Annotated in this window: 19 protein-coding genes and 1 pseudogene; 14 read left to right on the top strand and 6 right to left on the bottom strand. The window is 57.1% G+C overall.

Annotated elements, in window-relative coordinates; all coding sequences use genetic code 11:
• Window positions 1-154: 154 nt before the first annotated feature.
• Complete coding sequence (locus FHT86_RS34350) at window positions 155-1,237, bottom strand: PHB depolymerase family esterase (RefSeq protein WP_133704278.1); 1,083 nt, start codon at window positions 1,235-1,237, stop codon at window positions 155-157.
• A gap of 228 nt (window positions 1,238-1,465) precedes the next feature.
• Here FHT86_RS34350 and FHT86_RS34345 point away from each other — a divergent pair.
• Window positions 1,466-1,722: pseudogene (locus FHT86_RS34345) on the top strand (GlsB/YeaQ/YmgE family stress response membrane protein).
• A gap of 45 nt (window positions 1,723-1,767) precedes the next feature.
• On the opposite strand, the gene FHT86_RS34340 reads toward FHT86_RS34345, so the two are convergent.
• A complete protein-coding gene (locus tag FHT86_RS34340) occupies window positions 1,768-2,262 on the bottom strand; it encodes a hypothetical protein (protein ID WP_133704279.1) in 495 nt (164 codons plus the stop codon).
• A 586-nt stretch (window positions 2,263-2,848) separates the two neighbouring features.
• A complete protein-coding gene (locus FHT86_RS34335) occupies window positions 2,849-3,670 on the bottom strand; it encodes a MarC family protein (protein WP_246779799.1) in 822 nt (273 codons plus the stop codon).
• Window positions 3,671-3,942: 272 nt separating this feature from the next.
• Between FHT86_RS34335 and FHT86_RS34330 the strand changes: the two genes are divergently transcribed.
• Entirely contained in the window at window positions 3,943-4,314 is a 372-nt protein-coding gene (locus tag FHT86_RS34330) for a hypothetical protein (RefSeq protein WP_166656652.1), read from the top strand.
• Window positions 4,315-4,351: 37 nt separating this feature from the next.
• Here FHT86_RS34330 and FHT86_RS34325 read toward each other — a convergent pair whose 3' ends face one another.
• Window positions 4,352-5,026, bottom strand: a complete 675-nt coding sequence (locus tag FHT86_RS34325; protein ID WP_166656663.1) for a GntR family transcriptional regulator — start codon at window positions 5,024-5,026, stop codon at window positions 4,352-4,354.
• 122 nt (window positions 5,027-5,148) lie between these two features.
• Between FHT86_RS34325 and FHT86_RS34320 the strand changes: the two genes are divergently transcribed.
• The 9 genes from FHT86_RS34320 to FHT86_RS34280 all read left to right on the top strand — a co-directional run bounded on the left by FHT86_RS34320 (window position 5,149) and on the right by FHT86_RS34280 (window position 14,760).
• Window positions 5,149-6,513: an acyclic terpene utilization AtuA family protein gene (locus FHT86_RS34320; protein WP_133704281.1), complete on the top strand. Its 1,365-nt coding sequence runs from the start codon at window positions 5,149-5,151 to the stop codon at window positions 6,511-6,513.
• Window positions 6,510-6,914, top strand: a complete 405-nt coding sequence (locus FHT86_RS34315; RefSeq protein WP_246779798.1) for a hypothetical protein — start codon at window positions 6,510-6,512, stop codon at window positions 6,912-6,914. The genes FHT86_RS34320 and FHT86_RS34315 overlap by 4 nt, the downstream gene beginning before the upstream one ends.
• Window positions 6,904-8,472 carry an ABC transporter substrate-binding protein gene (locus FHT86_RS34310; RefSeq protein WP_133704282.1) on the top strand — a complete coding sequence of 523 codons (1,569 nt, stop codon included), beginning with the start codon at window positions 6,904-6,906 and terminating at the stop codon, window positions 8,470-8,472. The genes FHT86_RS34315 and FHT86_RS34310 overlap by 11 nt, the downstream gene beginning before the upstream one ends.
• 2 nt (window positions 8,473-8,474) lie before the next feature.
• The gene (locus FHT86_RS34305) at window positions 8,475-9,377 is read left to right on the top strand and encodes an ABC transporter permease (RefSeq protein WP_133704283.1); all 903 of its coding nucleotides are present in this window, start codon (window positions 8,475-8,477) and stop codon (window positions 9,375-9,377) included.
• Window positions 9,378-10,322, top strand: a complete 945-nt coding sequence (locus FHT86_RS34300; protein WP_133704284.1) for an ABC transporter permease — start codon at window positions 9,378-9,380, stop codon at window positions 10,320-10,322.
• Complete coding sequence (locus FHT86_RS34295) at window positions 10,319-11,341, top strand: ABC transporter ATP-binding protein (RefSeq protein ID WP_133704285.1); 1,023 nt, start codon at window positions 10,319-10,321, stop codon at window positions 11,339-11,341. The genes FHT86_RS34300 and FHT86_RS34295 overlap by 4 nt, the downstream gene beginning before the upstream one ends.
• The gene (locus tag FHT86_RS34290) at window positions 11,338-12,291 is read left to right on the top strand and encodes an ABC transporter ATP-binding protein (protein ID WP_133704286.1); all 954 of its coding nucleotides are present in this window, start codon (window positions 11,338-11,340) and stop codon (window positions 12,289-12,291) included. The genes FHT86_RS34295 and FHT86_RS34290 overlap by 4 nt, the downstream gene beginning before the upstream one ends.
• Window positions 12,288-13,727, top strand: a complete 1,440-nt coding sequence (locus FHT86_RS34285; protein ID WP_133704287.1) for a carboxylesterase family protein — start codon at window positions 12,288-12,290, stop codon at window positions 13,725-13,727. The genes FHT86_RS34290 and FHT86_RS34285 overlap by 4 nt, the downstream gene beginning before the upstream one ends.
• Before the next feature lie 349 nt (window positions 13,728-14,076).
• The gene (locus tag FHT86_RS34280) at window positions 14,077-14,760 is read left to right on the top strand and encodes an HAD family hydrolase (protein WP_133704288.1); all 684 of its coding nucleotides are present in this window, start codon (window positions 14,077-14,079) and stop codon (window positions 14,758-14,760) included.
• A gap of 193 nt (window positions 14,761-14,953) precedes the next feature.
• Here the strand turns inward: FHT86_RS34280 and FHT86_RS34275 are convergent, their stop codons facing one another.
• Window positions 14,954-16,060: a site-2 protease family protein gene (locus FHT86_RS34275; protein ID WP_133704289.1), complete on the bottom strand. Its 1,107-nt coding sequence runs from the start codon at window positions 16,058-16,060 to the stop codon at window positions 14,954-14,956.
• 721 nt (window positions 16,061-16,781) lie between these two features.
• Window positions 16,782-17,165, bottom strand: coding sequence for a winged helix-turn-helix transcriptional regulator (locus FHT86_RS34270; RefSeq protein WP_133704290.1), 384 nt, complete (start codon window positions 17,163-17,165; stop codon window positions 16,782-16,784).
• A 48-nt stretch (window positions 17,166-17,213) separates the two neighbouring features.
• Here FHT86_RS34270 and FHT86_RS34265 point away from each other — a divergent pair, with 48 nt between their 5' ends.
• From FHT86_RS34265 to FHT86_RS34255, 3 genes are all read left to right on the top strand, one after another.
• Window positions 17,214-18,023 carry an SDR family NAD(P)-dependent oxidoreductase gene (locus tag FHT86_RS34265; RefSeq protein ID WP_133704291.1) on the top strand — a complete coding sequence of 270 codons (810 nt, stop codon included), beginning with the start codon at window positions 17,214-17,216 and terminating at the stop codon, window positions 18,021-18,023.
• A 433-nt stretch (window positions 18,024-18,456) separates the two neighbouring features.
• On the top strand, window positions 18,457-18,927 hold the full coding sequence (locus FHT86_RS34260) for a transposase (protein ID WP_133704293.1): 471 nt from the start codon (window positions 18,457-18,459) through the stop codon (window positions 18,925-18,927).
• A 295-nt stretch (window positions 18,928-19,222) separates the two neighbouring features.
• Complete coding sequence (locus FHT86_RS34255; protein WP_133704294.1) at window positions 19,223-19,837, top strand: hypothetical protein; 615 nt, start codon at window positions 19,223-19,225, stop codon at window positions 19,835-19,837.
• Window positions 19,838-19,976: the final 139 nt, after the last annotated feature.

The following is a 19,976-nucleotide window of genomic DNA, read 5'->3' as shown; positions in this document are numbered from 1 at the left end:
GGTTCTTCGCGTCAAATCCGGCTGGATATGCAGGAGCGCGAGATATGTCCCCAAGGCAATCGGGTATGTATTCGAGTTGATCGACCAAATCGTGAGTACTTCGGCGGACGGATTGTTTACGGCGTCGGTCTTAGGCCGCGAGCTACGCTCTCGGTCAGCGCATCAGGCCTGCGGACCGAAGTGCCCTTTCGATGATGCCCTGGATGCCATCGGCAGGAACAGATTTGGGCCGCTCCGGCAGAACGTCGTTCTGACCGACCTCGGGCTGAGTTCGCGTGCCGAAAGACGGCGTCAATCCCCAGGACCGGGCGATGTGAGCTGTCGATGAGACGCCGACGTCGAGCATGAACGGAGACGGTGTCCCGAGGCCGATCCTGGAATCTATCGGGGTACCGTGTCCCATTCCTTCTATGGCGTGAAACTCGACCGGCGCATAACCGCCCTCGGTTTCCCACGTTGTGATGCGATGCCTTCCATCTGAAGAGAACGACATGGGCGAGGAGGGTGTCACACCGTGCACGCCCCACCACTGTTCAACGAGGGCATGGGCGTTCGCTTCTGCAACTGTGTGATCCTTGGTGCCCTGCCAAATTGATACTGCTGGCCAAGGCCCATCATGCGGCGAGGCTTCAAGGACCCTTCTTGAAAGCAGCGCGCCGGACGGAAGGCCTTGTCCGCGCATCCGTTCGAAGGCCTCGGGAACTGTGGAGGCGACGTTGTATGGGAGGCCAGCGATGATCGCACCGCCGGCGAACAGCTCCGGATAGGTTGCCAGCATGACGTTGGCCATCGCCCCGCCGGCTGAAAGCCCGGTAATGAACACCCGTTTGCGGTCGACCTGATGCCGACGACAGACATTGTCAATCATTTGGCTGATCGACGATGCCTCTCCTTGCCCCCGGCGCGTGTCGCCCGGCTCGAACCAATTGAAGCAGAGATTGGCGTTGTTCTGCCGATGTTGTTGGGGATAAATAAGAATGAAGCCATGTTCCTCCGCAAGGCGCGACCATCCGGAGCCGTAGTCATAAGCTTCGGCTGATTGCGTGCAACCATGCAACACCACGACAAGGGCAGGGTTTTGCTCCGCGGAGAGGGGAAGGTACACCTTTGCCGTCAGCGTGCCAGGGTTTGAGCCGAAGTCCTCAAAATCGCTGAGACGGTGGCTGGAAAATCCGGTGTGACCTGCCCCCGCTCTGAGTTCGGCCAGGCGTTTGATCGTGTCGGAAATGGATGTCATTTGCTTGCTCCAGCCATCAAAGCCGGAATGGCAGTGACAACCGCTAACGTCTTCGCGCCGTTTTGGTTGCTGTGCACAATGAAATTGTGGAAGCTCTCGTGAGCCACTACCTGCGCAGTCCGGATGGATGATGCTTCTAAGCGAATTCGAGAAACTTCCACGCGGGACCGATTGAAAGAAGCATTCCAGACGCTACCTCCTCACCAGAGCAATTGGGGGAATATTCACATGGAAAATGCAGGTATCGGCTGATAGCCGCAATTATCATCGGCGGCATCGCGGGGTGGCTGGCCGAGATGTTCATGAAGAGCAACATGGGTGTGCTGATGAACATCATCCTGGGTATCGTCGGCGCGATCGTCGCGAATGCCATTCTATCGCTCTTTGGAATCGTCCTGGGCGGCTGGCTGGGATATCTTGTCGCCGGCGTCGTCGGCGCCTGCATTCTCATCGCCATCGCCCGAATGTTCAGGCGAACGGTCTAACAGCATCGAGTGGCGGGTACATGGGCGGCCAATTGACTATCCTGGTTATCGCGTCGCGCCCCACACGTAGGCAAGCGCAGCGGCAATCCCGACAGCAGCGAGCGGCCGTGCCCTGATCCTGTCCTCGACATCCCGAAACCAGGTTCTGACCTCGGGCTTCGTGACGCGAACGGTTCCCTCTGTAGTCTCGGCGGCGGACGCCGACAACCGGCCCGTTTCAACTTTCAACGGGTGAAGTTCTTCTCGCGTGACTTCCTGGCCACCCTCGTCATTGTGTTCTCGTGTTTCAGCGAGCGCTGCGTCCCCCAATGGGAATTCTTTGTCGAGCGCAGCGACATCCGGCTCCCGTTTGACACGCTCCGATTCTTCGAGGTCAATACGCCCGGCCGGGATCGCCGTGCCTGTCATTGAAACCGGATCCGACGCCGGGAAGGTGTCTTCCAGCCCCTTATCCAGATCGCCCTTGCGAGCGCTTTCGCGCTGCGAATGCTGCTCGTTCTTCATCGACTGTACTGCTGGGGACTCGTCGGGGCTTGCCATCTGATGTTTCCTTGTTGGGTACCTCCCTAATGGAAGAGGACGCTGTAAGTTCCATAGAACTCCAGGAAACGTCGGCCTTGTTTACTATCCAGAGCCGCTCCTTCGCTCGCACATGCGCATCTCCGCAGCGAGCCACTCCTTGTAGACCGCCCGACGGGGAGGTACTGTGACGGCGATCTGGCCGCCGCACAGATCGAGGTCCTTCTGCCCTACGTTGCTGTAAGCTACCCGACCTTCTAGCCGGGCGCCGTTGTAAACACCGGCTAAGCATGAAGTCGGCGCCGATACGGGCATAGGGGGCGACGCACGTGGCCTAAAACTGCGTACTCTCGGCGGTGACGGTGGAGATGAACGGGTTGTCATGTCCCCAGATACGTCGAGTCCGAGGTCCTCGGGAAGACCTCGCTCGGATGATAGCTGCGCGAGTGCGTATCGTCGTTCGAGTAGAAGAGTTCGAGCGCCACGCAAATTCGCCGCCCCGTTGCAAGCCGGCAATGCAGGCGGCCAGCGGTCCGATCGCAATCTTCCCGGCGGGCATAGTGATCCTCACGCGTGTTGCGCGTCTCTATCGATCCTCCTCGAAGTTTTACCGCTCAATCAAACTTAAGCTGTGCAGAATAATTTGCAGGCCAAGGGCTGCCTGGGTAACCCCGAGCACCACCGCCAACACTTGAAGCGAAGTTCCGATCCATCGTAAAATGCTTTCAGCGAATATCATCGCCACCCAGTCCAGCGCTAGAATCAGCAATACGATAGCGGCCACTGTGAGGCCTTCCGTTTGGCGGCCGCCTGCTAACGTCGCGAAGACAATAACGGCGGCAATACCGTGAGGAGTTACAATTGTGGGAAAGGCCAGAGGTGTAAGGGCCAATTTCAAATCTGGTTGTTGGCCCGGCTCCGGCGGTCGACAAGACGCGCTGTCGGACTGTTGCAAAATGGTTCGCAGGGCCACAAGAAACAAGATGATGCCTCCGGTCATAGCCAGAACAGGTATTGAGATTTCAAAATTCTCAAGCATCGTGCGCCCAAGAAAGCCTGCGATTGCCAGGGCGGCGCCCGAGAAGAAAATCGCTCTACTCGCGAGACGACACTGGGAGCGATTGCCCCAGTTGCTGGTCATCGTCACAAAGGGCACCAAAATCTTAATCGGACCAAGCATCAGAAAAAGCATGAAGAACATTTTTCTGGCGCCGAACTCGATCTCCGGCATGCTTGTTGTAGCCGACGGTTGCGCAAAGGACTGAACCGGAAACAAGGCTACCGCCATCGCCAGAGCGAGATACAGGCGGATTGGCCAGCTACGGTGCTGCCACCAGGGTTTTTCGGGGTTGATTGACAACGACGAGTGAACATGGCCAGCGTAATCTGGGCGAGCCTTGGCGATGATGGCCCTTATAAACGTCGTCATCGACCAGCCTCCAGCCAGAGTGCGTTATCGTCTGCCGAATCTAAAACCGACGGGCACCGCTCAAGGACGTTCGGTTCTCAGTCCAGGGCTGGATAATGTCAGTCACAAGCGGCTGCGGCACTATCATACAAATCCGAGTCGAACGGCTGATCGGCGGTTGCCGCGGCAAGTTACGCGCACTCCCATTATCGTGCAATCGCCCGATGGCTATGCTTACGTTCCGCCGCGGCTGGCTGGTGTCTGGGTCTGAATACCCGATGGCGAAACCATAGATGGACAATATCAAAAATGGTGGCGTTGAGACGTTGGGAAAGGACGGCACGTCATTTCTCAATATCCTGAATGGCATCTCTGCGTTCATCCATGCGCGCAACCAGCAGAGAGTAGGCAACATAATATTTGTAGATGTTGCTGACGTACTGAACTGTTTCCCTCCCGACGATCTCCGAGGCCGCATTTTCAACGTTCCCGAACCAGATGTTTGGATCGAGGCCCATGGCCTTCGTCTTCTTGCGAAACTTCCGCAGGTTTCCGGGGCCGACATCGGCCGCTTGGCGGAATTTATGAAGAGCAAGCAAGCGGCGGATGCGATGGAGTATGACGGAGTATTGCCGGAGACCTTGGTGATCCTCGCTCAATCGTAGCGGGAGATGTTGCGTTCACGATTTTACTCACTGACGCCTAAATTGAACCCTGGATATTGGTTGCTCTAATATAATATTCCTTGGGGCGCTGGATGTGTGTTCGAATAAGTTCGGCCAGCTCGTCCCCCTTGCCAGCAGCGACCGCATCGACCATGGCGAAATGATCACGAATGGCAATTTCGCGCAGTTCCTCATTTGGAAATGCGCGAGTGCGGATCGGGTGGGTTGCGAACGTATAGTGGATGATGGCATCGGCCAATTGTTGGTTGCCTGCCGCTCGATAGAGCAGCTCGTGAAACTCGTTGTTGAGCGAAAAGACATCCGCAAAACGTTGTTCGCGCGATGCATCTCGATGCCGGGAGGCGATCGCAGTCAATCTATCGATGAGCTCCGTGCCTGCAGGCTTTGTATAATGTGAGGCTGCTCGTAGTTCGAGGCATTCGCGGATCTCATAGAGTTCCTCTATCTCGCGGATCGAATAGTCGCGGACTTGAACGCCTTTGTTCGGTTGGCGCACCACCAGACCCACTCTCAGCAGCTCATCGAAAGCCCGGCGTATCGCATGTCGTGTCGCGCCGGTGCTGGCGATCAATTCATCCTCGACCAAACGTTCGCGGGGACGGTTTTCACCGGAGATGATTGCGCGCTGCAAATCCCGAAATACAACCTCCCAGCTTTTTGTCTGCTCTACCATCGGCTTACGCGAGCGCATTGTTTTCGAATCCTTCTCTCGACCTATCGCTGCAAAATATCGCAGTCGTGTTGCCGACACAATCATCGTTGACATTATCGATAATGTGATCGATGGTGACGCCGTGGACGGAGGAATAGCTCTTGTATCGTATTGGTAGTGGTGCCGGATTTTCCGGCGACCGTGTAGACGCGCCCCAATCAGTCGTCAAAGCAATCGCCGCAGCCGGCAACGGCGGGGCAATCATATTTGAGACGTTGGGAGAGCGAACTCTCGCACTTGGTCAGATTGCCAAGCGTCACGATCCCGACAAGGGATACGAGCCGCTTCTTGAAGAGTTGCTCGAACCAATCCTGTCTCAATGCATTTCCGCCTCGATCGTCGTTGTTGGCAATTTCGGGGCTGCCAATCCAACGGCTGCAGCGACAGTGATCCAAGCGCTGGCTGCACGCCTCGGGTTGGGGGCGCTTCGTGTCGCAGTTGTATCAGGCGACGATCTGCTCGGAAAAATCGACATCACACAAACTGAGCGCTGGGAAGGTGACGGCCGTCTGCCGGACGTGGATGGCGACGTGATAGCCATAAATGCCTATATCGGGGCAGTGGCGATCGCTGACGCGATACAAGCAGGGGCGCAGATTGTCGTCACCGGCCGGGTTGCAGATCCAGCATTGGCGCTTGGCCCCTTGGTCGCGCATTTCGGCTGGGCATGGGATGACCTCGACCGCATGGCGTCCGGCACCCTGGTTGGCCATTTGCTGGAATGTGGCTCGCAGGTTTCCGGGGGTTTTTTTGCCGATCCTGGCTTTAACGATGTACCCGATACCGCAAATATCGGTTTTCCCATTGCGGAAGTCGAATCTGATGGCACTTTCGTCATCACCAAGGCGGCGGGTACCGGCGGCTTGGTGGATTTGCGAACGGTAAAAGAGCAGTTGCTCTACGAAATTCACGATCCCGCAGCCTATTTAACGCCTGACGTTACACTCGACCTTACCGAGGTTGAGCTGGAGCAAATTGGGCCAGATCGGGTGCGTGTTACCGGCGCAAGGGGACACGCTGCTCCGGCAAAGCTAAAAGCAACGGTGAGTTACTACGGGGACTGGCTGGGAGAAGCGGAAATCTCCTACGCCGGGCCCAACGCGCTGGCGCGCGCCCGTCTCGCCATTACGACGATAGCGGAGAGGATCAGGCGGCGTGGTCTCTCTCTTCGCCATCGAGCCGACATCGTCGGTTCGGTAAGCGTCTTCGATTCTGACGATGGCAAACTACGCGCGGAGTTCGAGGCTACCGGGCCAGGCGACTTTCGGGTTCGATTCGCTTTCGGTTCACTATCCCAGGCCGACGTAGCCTGCGCTGTTCAAGAGGTGAACGCCCTTTATTGCTGTGGACCTTCCGGGGGAGGGGGTATCCGCCAAAGCCTCAAGCCACGCGTCCGCACTTTATCCCAGTTGGTACCTCGATCGCTTGTCAACGCTGACTACCAATTTGCGGGAGAAGGGCAATGACCGCCACAGTCCCATTGCATGCGATCGCGCATGGCCGCTCCGGCGACAAAGGCAATCGGCTGAATGTCAATATCATCGCCCGTTCGCCAGACCACTGGCCGACGCTGCTTTCCGAAGTCACGGAAGCTCGAGTCCAAGCCCTGTTCGCACATCGAGGGGTGACTAAGGTTGTGCGTTACACGTTGCCGAAACTGCAAGCGCTCAATTTCGTTATCGACGACGCCTTGGAGGGAGGCGTCAATTCCAGTCTGGCTATCGATACGCACGGTAAGTGCTTGTCCTATCTCGTGCTCGGAATGGAAGTAAGAGTGCCCAGCAAGCCGAGAGAAAATCCCCATCCCCATTCATTTGCATCACCAGCCAGCTCACGGCTTTCGGGAGGAACCGAACATGAGGAATAAAGGAAATTTGCGCCTGTCGCTGCTTGCCAGCGCTGCCATGGGCCTTATTGTTGCCCAGCCCGCACTCGCAGCCGATTTTAGCAGAGGCGGCTCATTGCGCATCGGCATCTCGCAGATGGCTCCCTCGCCAGACCCGGTCGTAACTACGTTTGGCGTGAATTGGATCACGGCATCGATCGCTTGTGAAGGCCTGTTTGCGACCGACGAAAGTTGGACACCTCAGCCCATGCTGGCCGACTCGTTCAAGTATAACGACGCTGGGACAGAACTAACCGTGACTTTGCGTGATGGTCTGACTTTTCAGTCGGGCGCGCCATTAACCGCAACAGATGTCGTAGCCTCATTGCAGCGCTTTCGCGAGTCGGCTGGTATCGGCGCATCGTTCAAAGCGGTGACGACAGGCATTACTGCGGTCGACGCACGTACCGTGAAGTTTGAGCTGACAAGCCCGACGCCAATAGTACCGGGGTTATTAGCGGGAGCGCAGGCCGTCATCATGTCGGCGAATTCCCTGAAGGGCGCCTCGCCAACCGAGGCGACCCGCGGGCTTGATTGCACCGGGCCATATTCTCTTACCAACTATCAACCAGACCAGGGCGCGACCCTGAAGCGCTGGGACGGCTACAAGAGCCGAAGCGAACCAAGCTCTGCCGGCGCCGGAATGAAACACGCCTATGCCGACGATATAGAGCTGCGTCTGATGCCTGAAGCATCAGTGCGTCGCGATTCATTGATCACCGGTGATATCGATATTGCGATGGAGCTGCCTACCGACTTCCACGATGCCCTGCAGTCAACTCCTGACACTGAAGCGATCGTGGTGCCCAATAATCAGTCGTTGGCGGTGGTGTTCAACACCAAATCAGGTGTGGCCGCTGACGTGAATTTACGCCGGGCAATTTATTATGCGCTGGACATGGACCCGATTATGCTGGCTTCGGTTGGCGATCCCCAATTCTATACGCTCGATCCAAGCTGGATTCCGGATCCGAATTCGTTTTGGTATACGAAAGCCGGCGTTCCCGATGGTTTTGGCACCTCGCAAGCAGACAAGGTCAAAAAATATCTCGCTGCATCGCACTATCACGGAGAGCCAATTCGTTGGCTGGTCGCCAGCGAGCAGTATCAGAAACACTATCTGACCGCGATCACGGCATCACAGCAGTTGGAGAAGTTCGGTATCCACGTCGATATCGTTCAATCACCAATGGCCAATTATATTCAACAACGCTCAAATCCCGCTGGAATGGATGCATTTTCGAGCTTCCTACCAACGTACGTTGATCCGACATCCATCGCGTTCCTCAACGCAACATATCCAGGATTTTGGAGCGATCCGACCAAAATGGACCTGATGCAGAAAATCGCAACCACTTTGGACGCCAACGCACGCAAGAAGATTTTCGAGCAAATTCATGCGCTTGCCTATGATCAATTTCCATTTATCAAATATGGCACGGAAGCGAACATGTATGGCGTGCGAAAAGGGGTAGGCAACCCTCAACGGACCCCGGCACGCCAGTACGACTTTTACAATGTTGCGCCTCCTTCAAAATGACCATGACAACACCCAAAACCACAAATCCGGATGTGTTGCCGCGGGGCTCCGAGGCTGTGGTCGCCAGTCAGAGCACATCTCTGGCGCGGCGATTGCTAGCAAAACCAACCGCGGTTTTCTCGATTGTGGTGCTGTTGGTCCTGTCGCTGAGTGCTGTTTTTGCGCCCATCCTGGCGCCTGGCAACCCGTTGCAAGTCAATCCGGCGGTCCGATTCAGCCCACCCGGCGGCCTCCACCTGTTTGGCACCGACAATCTCGGCCGCGACGTCTTCGACATGGTTTTGCATGGCGCGCGCACCTCACTTCTTGTGGGATTCGTTGTTACGTTGATTTCGATGTCGATCGCCATAGCGTTGGGCGCTCTTTCCGGCTTCTATCGACGGGTGGACGTTGTGCTCATGCGCATCGTCGACGGCTTGATGGCCTTTCCGGGGATCGTCCTCGCCACGGCGGCTGCTGGAATATTGGGGCCCAGCGTCACCACGGTCATCACATCGCTGACGATCGTCCTGATCGCTCCCTCATTGCGTGTCGTTCGCGGGCAAGTGCTGGTCGTGCGAGAGCTACAAATGATCGAGGCCGCCCGTGCCGTTGGTGTGCCGACATTGAGACTTTTCACGCGATATGTTCTTCCGGCGGTAAGTTCCCCGATTCTCGTCCAAGCGTCATTCCTGTTCTCGGCCGCCGTGTTAGGGGAAGCCGCGTTGAGCTTTATCGGCGTCGGCATTGGCCCCAAGGATTTGAGTTGGGGGAGCGCTCTGACCGAGTCTCGCAACTACATCAGCCGAGCCCCTTGGATTGTGATTTTTCCAGGTCTGGCGCTGATGTTGACCATCTTAGCGCTTAACCTTTTGGGCGACACGTTACGCGATGCTCTTGATCCGCGCCTGGCAAGGAGACGATAGGTGTTGCATTATCTCGGAAAGCGATTTCTGCTCATACTGCCGACGATTTTCGTTCCGCTGATCCTCGTGTTTCTGCTCCTTCGTCTGTCGCCGGGCGACCCTGCTGGTATGCTGCTCGGGGATCAGGCAACGGCCGACCAGATCCAGGCTCTGCGCTCTCAGCTCGGCTTGGACCTGCCGATTTACGTTCAGTTCTTGTTGTGGCTGAAGGGCATCGTTACGCTCGACCTCGGAAACTCCATTTTCTTTCGCAGGCCTGTGCTGGAGATCATTCCCTCCTATGCCGTGGTGACCATCCTGCTGACACTGGTCGCCTTGGCGATTGCGATCGCAATCGGCATCGTACTCGGGCTGGTATCGGCGATGAACCGCAACAAGCCCATCGATCGCGCCGTCGTTATCGCTGCCGTGCTGGGGATCTCGCTACCGGAATTCTGGTTCGCGTTGCTGCTAATCTTTTTGTTTGCGGTCATCCTGCGATGGTTTCCCGTCGCTGGTTACAATCCGCCCTCCGCCGGCGTGGTCGCCTTCGGAGCCACGATATTCCTGCCTGCGATGGCTCTCGGCATTCGTCAGTCCGCTCTCATGACGCGCATGATGCGCTCTTCGATGCTCGATGTTCTCAATGAACCATATATAACGACCGCTCGCGCGCAAGGCTTGCCTGAGCGCACCGTCATCGGGCGTTATGCCATGCGCACCGCTGCTATTCCCATGGTTACAGTCGTCGGACTGGCTGCCGGATACTTACTCGGTGGTGCGGTCGCAATCGAGATCATCTTTGCACTGCCCGGACTGGGGCGCATGCTTGTGGAGGCGGTCGGGCGACGCGACTACCCGCTGGTTGAAGGTGGAGTGCTCACCATTTCTCTCGTACTCGCCATTTTAAATCTGCTTATTGACATCATCTACGCCATTCTGGACCCCAGGATCCGCTATCAATGACCGTGATCACATCCAACGATGGCCGAACCTCCCAGATCTCAGCGCGGCGAAAGACCGTACTTGAAATCGAAGGCCTCGGTGTTTCCCTTCGCAATGGCAGGCAGCTTCTGCCAATCGTCACCGACGTATCGTTTTCGATCGCCCAAGGCGAGGCCGTAGCGCTGGTCGGTGAATCGGGCTGCGGAAAATCCATCACTGCGAGTGCTATCATGGGCTTGCCACCTGACGATGCGGTCGTCACAGGGGTCATTAAGCTGAATGGCACGGTGATTTCCGGGCTTGGTCCTCGCGAGCGTCGAAAGTTCTGTGGTCGCCACATGGGTTTCATCTTCCAGGAGCCCATGACTGCGCTGCATCCAACCTTGACCATCGGCCGCCAAATGACCGATGCGCTCAGGCACAACCTGGGCCTGGACCGTGCAGAGGCAGTCCAACGGGCCGCCCAGTTGCTTGACCGTGTCGGGATCCCCCGTGCACATGACATCCTTAAGGGCTATGTTCATGAGCTTTCTGGTGGAATGCGGCAGCGCGTGATGATTGCGCTCGCAATCTCATGCGGCCCATCTCTGATCATCGCCGATGAACCTACCACCGCACTGGACGTGACCATTCAGGCACAGGTGCTTGACCTTCTCGAGGACATGCGCGTGGAACTGGATCTCGCAATGCTGTTTATCAGTCACGATCTCGAAGTCGTCGGCGATTTTTGCGACAAAACGGTCGTGATGTATGCGGGCGATCTCGTTGAGTGCGGAAGAAGCGCCGATGTCGTGCGGGACGCCGCTCATCCTTATGCTCGTGGGCTGATCGATGCCATTCCGGCGCACAACGAGACGCGAACGCGGCTGACACCGATCCTGGGCAGTGTGCCGCCAATCGGAGCGTGGCCCGCGGGGTGCCGCTTCGCCCCACGCTGTCAGCGCGCGGATCAGCAATGTGAACTTCGTCCCTCGCTTACAGACGTTGGCGCCACAACGGTACGCTGCTGGCATCCAATAGCAAAAAAGACTTCATCATGACCGAACACCACAGAGCGCCCATTCTGGCCGTCACCGGCCTCGCAAAGTCGTTCAAGGCTGTCAAAGCCGTTCGCAACGTAAGTTTTACCGTCGCGCGGGGTAAGACGTTCGGGATCGTCGGTGAATCGGGCAGCGGCAAATCCACAACCGCGCGTCTCGTCCTGCGCCTTATCGAACCAACGGCGGGGTCAATTGAATTTGCCGGCAGGGACCTCGCAAAGCTGTCCGCTGGCGATCTGCGACGTCAGCGCCGGCACATGCAGATGATCTTCCAGGATCCATTCGGTTCACTCAACCCGCGCATGACTGTGCTGGAAACGCTCATTGAACCACAATTGGTGCACGGAATAGGCACGTCGTCATCGCGACTGCACCAGGCGCGCCAGATTCTCAGCGAGGTGGGGCTCCCCTCGGCGTCACTAAATCGTTTCCCGCACGAATTTTCCGGCGGGCAGCGCCAGCGCATTGCCATCGCCAGAGCGCTTGCCACCAACCCCGATCTCGTTGTTGCGGACGAACCTGTCAGCGCCCTTGATGTCTCGGTGCAGGCGCAGGTTCTCAATCTTATGCGCGACATTCAGGATCGACACGGCACCACGATGCTATTCATCTCGCACGACTTACGGGTCGTGCAGTTCATGTGCGATGAAATCGCAGTGATGTATTTGGGTGAAATTGTCGAGCAGGGCCCGCGCGATCTCGTTTATCACGCTCCCCGCCATCCTTACACACAAGCTTTGCTGGCGTCGGCTCCTGGTGGACAGCAAGGAAAACGAACACGGTTGGCAGGGGAAATTCCCAGTGCCCATGCAGTACCGTCTGGTTGCGCATTCCGCAGCCGGTGTCCGCATGCTTTCGAGCGCTGCGCCATCGAGCAGCCTATCGCCCGCAATCTCGGCGACGGACAGAGCGCAGCTTGTCATCTCCTGGATGTGAACGCACCTTCATGACAACCCTGCCGACCATCGACGTTCAAAGTCGAAACGCCATTTATCGCGGACTGCGCAATGCCGCCGGTATGTCATTCCGCGGTATTCGTTATGCTGAACCGCCGTTGGGTATGCTCCGCTTTCTCCCGCCACGACGATACGAAAACCAAGGCCTCGTTGACGCAACGCGACCTGGATTGGCACCAGCACAGATCCGACGCGAACCCCAGGCATGGTCTCCGCGCGGAGAAGGTTTTGCGACGGGTGAAGACTGTCTCAACCTTAATCTTTACACGCCTGCCGCAGACGGCGGAAAACGTCCGGTCATCGTGCATGCCTTCGGGGGAGGCTTCCAGTCGGGCTCCGCGCACGGTACCTTTCACGATGACCTTGGATTTGCAAACCAATCCGACGTTGTCCTCGTCAGACCGAATATGCGTGTTGGTGCTCTCGGCTTTCTCCACTTGGCGGACGTCATGGGGAAGAACTATGCCGCCACAAACCGTGGCATGTTGGATTTCGTAGCTGCATTATATTGGGTACGCAGGAATGTTGCCGCCTTTGGTGGTGACCCGGACAATGTTACTCTTGTCGGAATGTCCTCGGGGGCGTTCACGATCTCGGCGCTCTTTGGCATGGACGAAGTTTCCGATCTTTATCGCCGCGTTTGGCTCATGAGCGGGCCAGCCAGCCGAATTATTGAGCCCGATGTGGCGTCCGCCATTTCGGAACATTTTTTGATGAGAGTCGGGATCAGCCAGGGCGATAGTGTCAGCCTAAACAGCTTGCCGCTCGACACTGTTCTCACCGCTCAAGAGGAGATCGTCGCCCAGCATTTGGGTGAACGCAACGCGCCTCGCGGCAGAACGCTTGGCATTGTGCTCGATGGCGAGAGTCTCAAACGTCACCCTCTTAAGGGTTTGTCGGAAGGGCGTTTTAGTGGTCACCAGATTGTCGCTGGCTGGACGCGGGACGAAGCACGCCTTTGGTATGTCAACGGTGTGATGCCACCCGTTGTTTCGCGCGATCAATTAATAACCTCCATCTCGCGCTTCGCTGGCGATGACCCATGGGCTCGACTGGCCGCGCTCGAGGCAGAATTGCCCGGGAGAAGTTTCACGGACTATGAAGAAGTTTTTCTCTCGCGCGCTGTTTACCGTGAACCCGCGTTGCGTACGGCAGAGACGCATGCATCGGCCGGCGGTGTCGCTTATACCTACGAGTTCAGTTGGACGCCGATCTTCGAGGGGGGACGTCTCGGCGCTGCCCATAGTTTCGACGAACCGTTTGTATTCGGCAATGTCGATGCGGAGCGTATCCCTCTGGCGAGGGACGATGTCCATGCGCGCGACCTCGCTCGGCAAATGAACAGAGCATTGCGCGACTTCTGCCGACGGGGTGCTGTCGATTGGCGACCATTCACCGCTGGCGACAAATTCGTGCAGCGGTTTGAATAGCGCGGTGCGAGAACCATGCAACCTAGGCGCAAAATTTCGATCATCGAAAAGGGGCACGCCGCGCCCGCGTCTGAACGCGAAAACCCGCATGACGTCTTGTCGGAAACGGCTCGGACAGCCTTCCCAAGGTGCAAATGCTTCGGATCCCGACGGCGTGCAGCTCTATACGGGTCTCAAGGAGACGACACCCGACCATGTCAGAGGTTTTGCTGTCGAGGTCGACCCTCGGCATTGAGAGGAGGTACAGCGGCTTTAATGGGGCGCGCAGACGAGCGCCAATTGCGATCATCCGGCTTTCATGGTTGCGGTGCATGAGAGCGAGATTAAGTAATAACAGGATGGATGGAAAATGAAGCTGCCTCATATACCGGCTGCCGTGATCTTCGACATGGACGGGCTAATTTTCGATACGGAAGCTCTCTACCAACAAGCGTTTCTGGCGGCTTCCAGCACTGGGGGGCACAATCTGCCGACAACGCTTATCCAAAGCACCATAGGAGTGCCGTGGGCCCAGAGTAGAATACTGCTCTTGGAGCAAATGGGATCAGATTTCCCCGTTGATCAGTATGGCAGAGAGGTGACGGAACGGTTCAAAGTACTGGCTAGCACGCAACTTCGGCTGAAGCCGGGTGTCGTCGAACTCCTCGATATCCTTGATCAGCTCGAATTACCGCGCTGCATCGCGACATCGTCGTCCCACTCTACGGTACGGAGCCATCTGTCCGCTCATGGCCTAGCGGGCCGCTTCGATGCGGTCATTGCGCACGGAGATTACGCCGCAAGTAAACCCGCGCCTGACCCGTTCCTGAGCGCTGCGAAGCGGCTTGGTGTAAATCCCACCCTATGCCTGGCGTTAGAAGATTCCTTCAACGGGGTTCGTTCTGCCTCAGCCGCCGGGATGATGACCTTCATGGTCCCCGATCTTCTTAGCCCAACACCTGAAATCCATTCCCTATGCACTGGCGTTGTCAGCGACCTCCATGCCGTCCGCAAGCTCATTCTAACCGCCTCGGCTGCTGACACCACTAGGTGACGACACGGCCATGACAGGGATGCGCCAAAAGCAGACATGCGCTCCCCACGGAGCGGTGACCGATTTGGGGCCGGGAGCGGAATGTCGGCTTTCGACTGCCGCGGCTTAGAAGCAGACGCTTAGAATCCACCGAGCGCGAAATTGAGGTGATTTGACGCGTGAGTGCAACAAATACGAGCGTTTGGGTAAGAGCTTAGGCGCTTGTGACTGTTGTTGGCCGGTCCGCATTTTTCCTTGGCTCAAGCAACATATGGCTGATTTCTGCGATAACGCTATCTACAATTCGGCCGCCGATTGTGCTTGTCCAGTTCTGCGATTGCACGATTGCGGTAGCAATCTCGAGCTCGACCGTCGCCTTATCTTTCCGGCCGGCATGGAAATGCGCAAGCGCTCGGAACGCAGCGTTGAAACAACGGTATACATCGTTGCTGTCGTCGGCTTCAGCGAGCAGCGCCAGTGCCTCCTCATGGTGACCGAGGCGCGCCAGAACAGCACCGCGAGTGCCCTTTAACGTGCCAAGCTCGGGTGCGAGCAAGAGCGCCTTCTGTGTCGATCGGTCGAGATATGCGTTATCGCGCAGACCTTCATTTGCGAGGACATGCATGGCGATGCTCTCCATGATTAGGAGTTGCTCACTGCGCGAGGGTGCGATGGACAGCTCGTGCTCTAGAGCCGCGATTTGCTGTTCTGGCTGATTCTGGCCCAAGCTGTTGAGTTCGAGGAGGAGATAGGCAATCCGATCCGACTGACGGCCGAGTACAGGCTTTTCAATACCTGCATAGGGTCGCAATGCGTTTAGATAAAGCTGCCGGTGGATTGCAAGATAATCGACCTTCGCCCACATGGTTTGCCACAAGGCCAGCATGTCATTCGCCGTACGGTTGCCATAGAGCTTGGCGTAATGTGGCATCAGATTGGAGTAGATCATAAGGAGCTGAAATGCGAGGGCGGGAAAGAGCGCCACCCTGACGGCAACTACATCACTCGAAAATCGCAAGGTAGTGATTAAGGTGGAGAACCAGACCAGATCCACCAGCGGTCCGCCGGCAATGAAGAACAGCCGCGCCGCTTTGGCGTAACGCAACTTTGGAACGCCCGTTACTCTGCCGCCCAGCGGGACGAGCCCGACGATAATTTCCGTTCCAGACCATCGGGCGCGAAAGATCGTCGGCCCTTGGCCGAGACGAACTTCCGCTATCTGCATTTTTATACTGCGGCCGGCCAGCACGTGGCCCATCTCATGCAGGACGAGACCTATCCAGGGGCTTGCGAACAAAGAGAAAATGAACAAAACAAACATGATAGAAACTACCGCGTTCCTTCAATATGGTGCCAAATGATGGCTTCCCATTCCCAAAGTGATGAATCTTTCCGACTTGTGACACGGAGGTGAGAACGGGTTCTTATAGATCATTGATGCGGCAAGGGAAGGTTGTGCTACTCCGATAGCGCGGCGATCCTGTCTTTTTCTGCGGCGAATGAACGACCCTCGCCGGTCCCTACTTGATGAGGGGAGCTATTCGACGGATGGAACTAGGAAATAATCGATGAATAGAAATCGCAATATTCTATCACCCGAAACCCGTGGCATTCTCAAATCATTGCGTCAGGGAGTTGAGCTGGAAACGCAGATCGGGGCAATCCTCCAGCAATTCGAGACGATTCCGGCTAGCGAAGGAGCTATTACAGGATAATTTCAGTTGCTAGGGCACTGTGTATTGGGCCGGCGGTCACGCGATGCGTTGCATCTTCTTGGGCGATACGGTGGAAGATTGAGAACATGTCGTAAATTGCAAGTGCGCAAAGGCAAGAGTAATTGTAAATTGTGAGAACCCGGTGGCCTGCGTCCGCTGTCGGCGCAACTGCGACCCGTTTTATCACTGCGTCATGTCCGCTTTGCAGCAACAGCGACCGGTGGCTCGATGACCGCTGTAGCGGCGCGAAGCTGTCCTTTAATGGCTGGACTGTCAATGTCCGCTATGGGTCGGAAGCGGACGAGCGGCCACGGCTCTAGTGCCCCATTAGCGGTCATCTTGGCGATGGTCGCGTGAAAACTCTCTTAGAGCTAACAGCACTGGCATGAGACTTCGGCCCGCACTCGTCAGCGCGTATTCGACACGCGGCGGCTGCTGTCCAAAATCCTTCCGTTCAATGAGCTCATCGCTTTCAAGCTCCCTAAGATGCTGCGTGAGCATTTTTTGCGAGATGCCCGGCATGTCGCGGATCAGTTGTGAGTTGCGCATCGATGGCTCAGCGAAGAGTCGGAACAGGATCGGCAACTTCCACCGCCCGCTCAGCATGCGAAGGACGCGGCTGACATGCGCGACGGAGCCATCCGGCCCGAGACAGACGGTCCGATCCTCGTGTTCCATGGGCACTTTTAAGTGCGTAATTGCCTCGTCCATCGTCCTGGCCTTTCAATGGAAGTCTGAATTTAAGATGGGAATCGCGTAATGGATTTGAAACTGGACGGGAAGGTTGCGCTGGTTACGGGCAGCAGCAAGGGAATCGGCGAAGGGGTCGCTCGCGGCCTGGCGCGCGAGGGAGCCATCGTCATCGTTCACGGTCGCAACAAGGAAAAGACCGAGGAGGTGGCCCACGACATCGTCTCTGAGGGCGGCCGTGCCTATCCGGTCGTTGGCGACCTGACGCATGAAGACGCGGTTCAGCGCTTGGTCGATGAGGCGCAGGCCTTCGTGAAGCCTGTCGACATCGTGATCAACAACGCGGGCGGTTCCGGCGAGACGGAGGACTGGGTGACGACGCAGTCCGAGACATGGGCGTCCGGGTACGATCGCAACGTGCTCGCGGCCGTCAGGGTCATCACCCGGTTGCTGCCCCCGATGCGCGACGCGAAATGGGGACGGGTCGTCAACATCTCCAGCCTTGCAGGAATGATGCCTCCTGCCAAAAGGCCTGATTATGCCGCAGCCAAAGCGGCAATGGTCGCCATGACGGCCTCCCTCGCCAAGGCTGTCGCAATGGATGGCATCACGGCAAACACCGTCTCACCCGGAACGATCAATAGCATCAGCCTCGATGAGGCCTTTCGCAAGGCCGCCACGAGCCTGGGCCTTGCCGCCGATGCGCCGTGGACGGAAATCGAGCGGAAGGTGCTGCCGATGTTCGCCCAGGTTCCCATGGGACGAGTCGGAACGCTTGAGGAGATTGCCGATGCCATCGCCTTCCTCGTCAGCCCACGAGCCGGATACATCACTGGCGCAAACCTGAGGCTTGATGGCGGGCTGTGGTCCGGGCTCTAAGGCGGCCGCTCTGGCGTTGCTTATGCCCATTGACTATGGCGATGAGCGTGGCGGTCAGGTAGGCCCAGCGGATCGACAGCACTGAGCTTGCAGGCTTATGCCGATCAGCGAACTATCCAGAGTGAGCAAGTTTTTGCCAACGCTTTCGGTAGCATAGCGATAGCAGGATCGGCATAGCTTAGGCTCTCTCCGTCGCAAGTGACGCGATGGAGAGGACACACAAACGCAAGCGACTACTTGAAGCACAGCACGCTGTATCGGGGGCTGATCCACGGGCCGCATGGCAAGTTTGCGCACGTTTACGCTGCCAAAAAAATGGCGAACGAAGGCTTGGAGCTGAGATCAACATGCCGTAAGGCAACAGGCTGGCGGTTGCATTGACTCTGATGTTCAATCGGTCGAAAACAGGCAACGGCTAGAGAGGAAAATACCGATGGCTGACGAGAATAACACGGGACCGATTGCTGCGGTTGAAGAGACGGCGGCCGAGGTGAAAACGCCGACGCCCAAGAAGCGGAGATCTCCACGGCGCCAGAAGGCGGCTGCCGAACCGGTTCAAGCTGTGTCAAAGGCGAGTGCTGCAAAGTCACCGGCGACTAAGTCCAGCAGAACGAGCGAACAAGATAGAACCGAGCAGCTCAAGCTGATCGAGACACAAGTCAGCGAAGGCACAAGCACGCTCAAGGACGCCATCAAGGGCGCCGGCATATCCGAGCAAACCTACTATCGATGGAAACAGGCCGCAAAGCCTGCTGATCAAAGGAACGAGAAACTTATTGCGGTCAGTGATGAGTTGGCGGACCTCGTTCAACTCGAAGAGGAGAACCAAAGGCTTCGCAAGATTCTGGCGGCAAAGCTGCGTGCGGAAAACGCGGAACTACGCAAGAGGCTCGGACTGGATTAATCTTGGATTGAGTCTGCCGCGCGGTCCGGTTCACTATTGGCCGCGTAGCCTCGCGTGATGTCAGGGCTCGCCTTCAACTTTGCCATTAATTCGGGTAATCGAAGACTCGAATGCTTCCTGCTGATGGCTCGCGAAAATCACGTCAGGGACAAGGTTGTCGCTGCGGAGGACAAATTGTCGTCTTCGCGCGCCCGACAGTTGAAGCGCGCGGCTGGGAGCTATATTGGTCCGCCGTCAGAATGCAGCGCCGGCCCTTGGGGTCGGCTTTTCATCGGTTGCTTAAGGTTGAGAATATATGAGAACGCCACAACGGGGTTTCGTGGTTGAATTCAAGTCGGGGCGACGGCAGCCAAAGGCGCGGACGAACTCGATTTGGGGAGACACAGACCTCAAGGCTTTGGCCCGCGAAGTTGAAGATAAGGCATCGCCACTGTTCAGTTCAAACGAAGTATCGGGCATGCCTGACGCGGGCGGAGACATGCTTCCTGCTCCGATCGATGTGATCTCTGCCAGCGAAAACGCAGGCGATCTTAACGATGGCCGAACTGCGATGTTCTCGGCCGATGGAGCAGACTTTGACATATCCAAACAGCATGAGGCCGATCGTCCGGCAGTCGAAGCTGTTGCAGAAATGCAGGAAAGCCGGCCAGCGTTGCGGCCTCAAGCAACCTCAAGGAACGCTGCGCGAAAACGCGCCAAGCGCTTCCCCGCTCGTGCGATCGCGGATATTTCTACGGGCGGATGCGAGGATCAAAGTACACAATCCGAGACTGCCAAGGATGCGATTTCCTTCGACGAAGTGGCCGCTCTCGACGCAGAAAACAGGCGGCTCAAGAGGCTGCTGGCTGAACAGCTACATGCCCAAAATTTACAGATCAAGAAGATGCTTGAGCGGTTTGATGTCGCATAAGGAAACCGCCCTGCAGAGTGGGCTCGCATCTGGACGATTGGCCCAGCTCTGAAGCGTCTGGCCGCCGGCTATCAGCGGCGAGCCGATCGCGGTAGTGACCACGCCGACAACCCCGCGCTAGCCTGCAAGGCGTGCCTGG

It is taken from the genome of Rhizobium sp. BK313, assembly GCF_014193655.1.
In the GTDB taxonomy this organism is placed as follows: domain Bacteria; phylum Pseudomonadota; class Alphaproteobacteria; order Rhizobiales; family Rhizobiaceae; genus Rhizobium.
The sequence above is the reverse complement of the archived record's forward strand: the minus strand, read 5'-3'. Positions and strand labels throughout refer to the sequence as shown.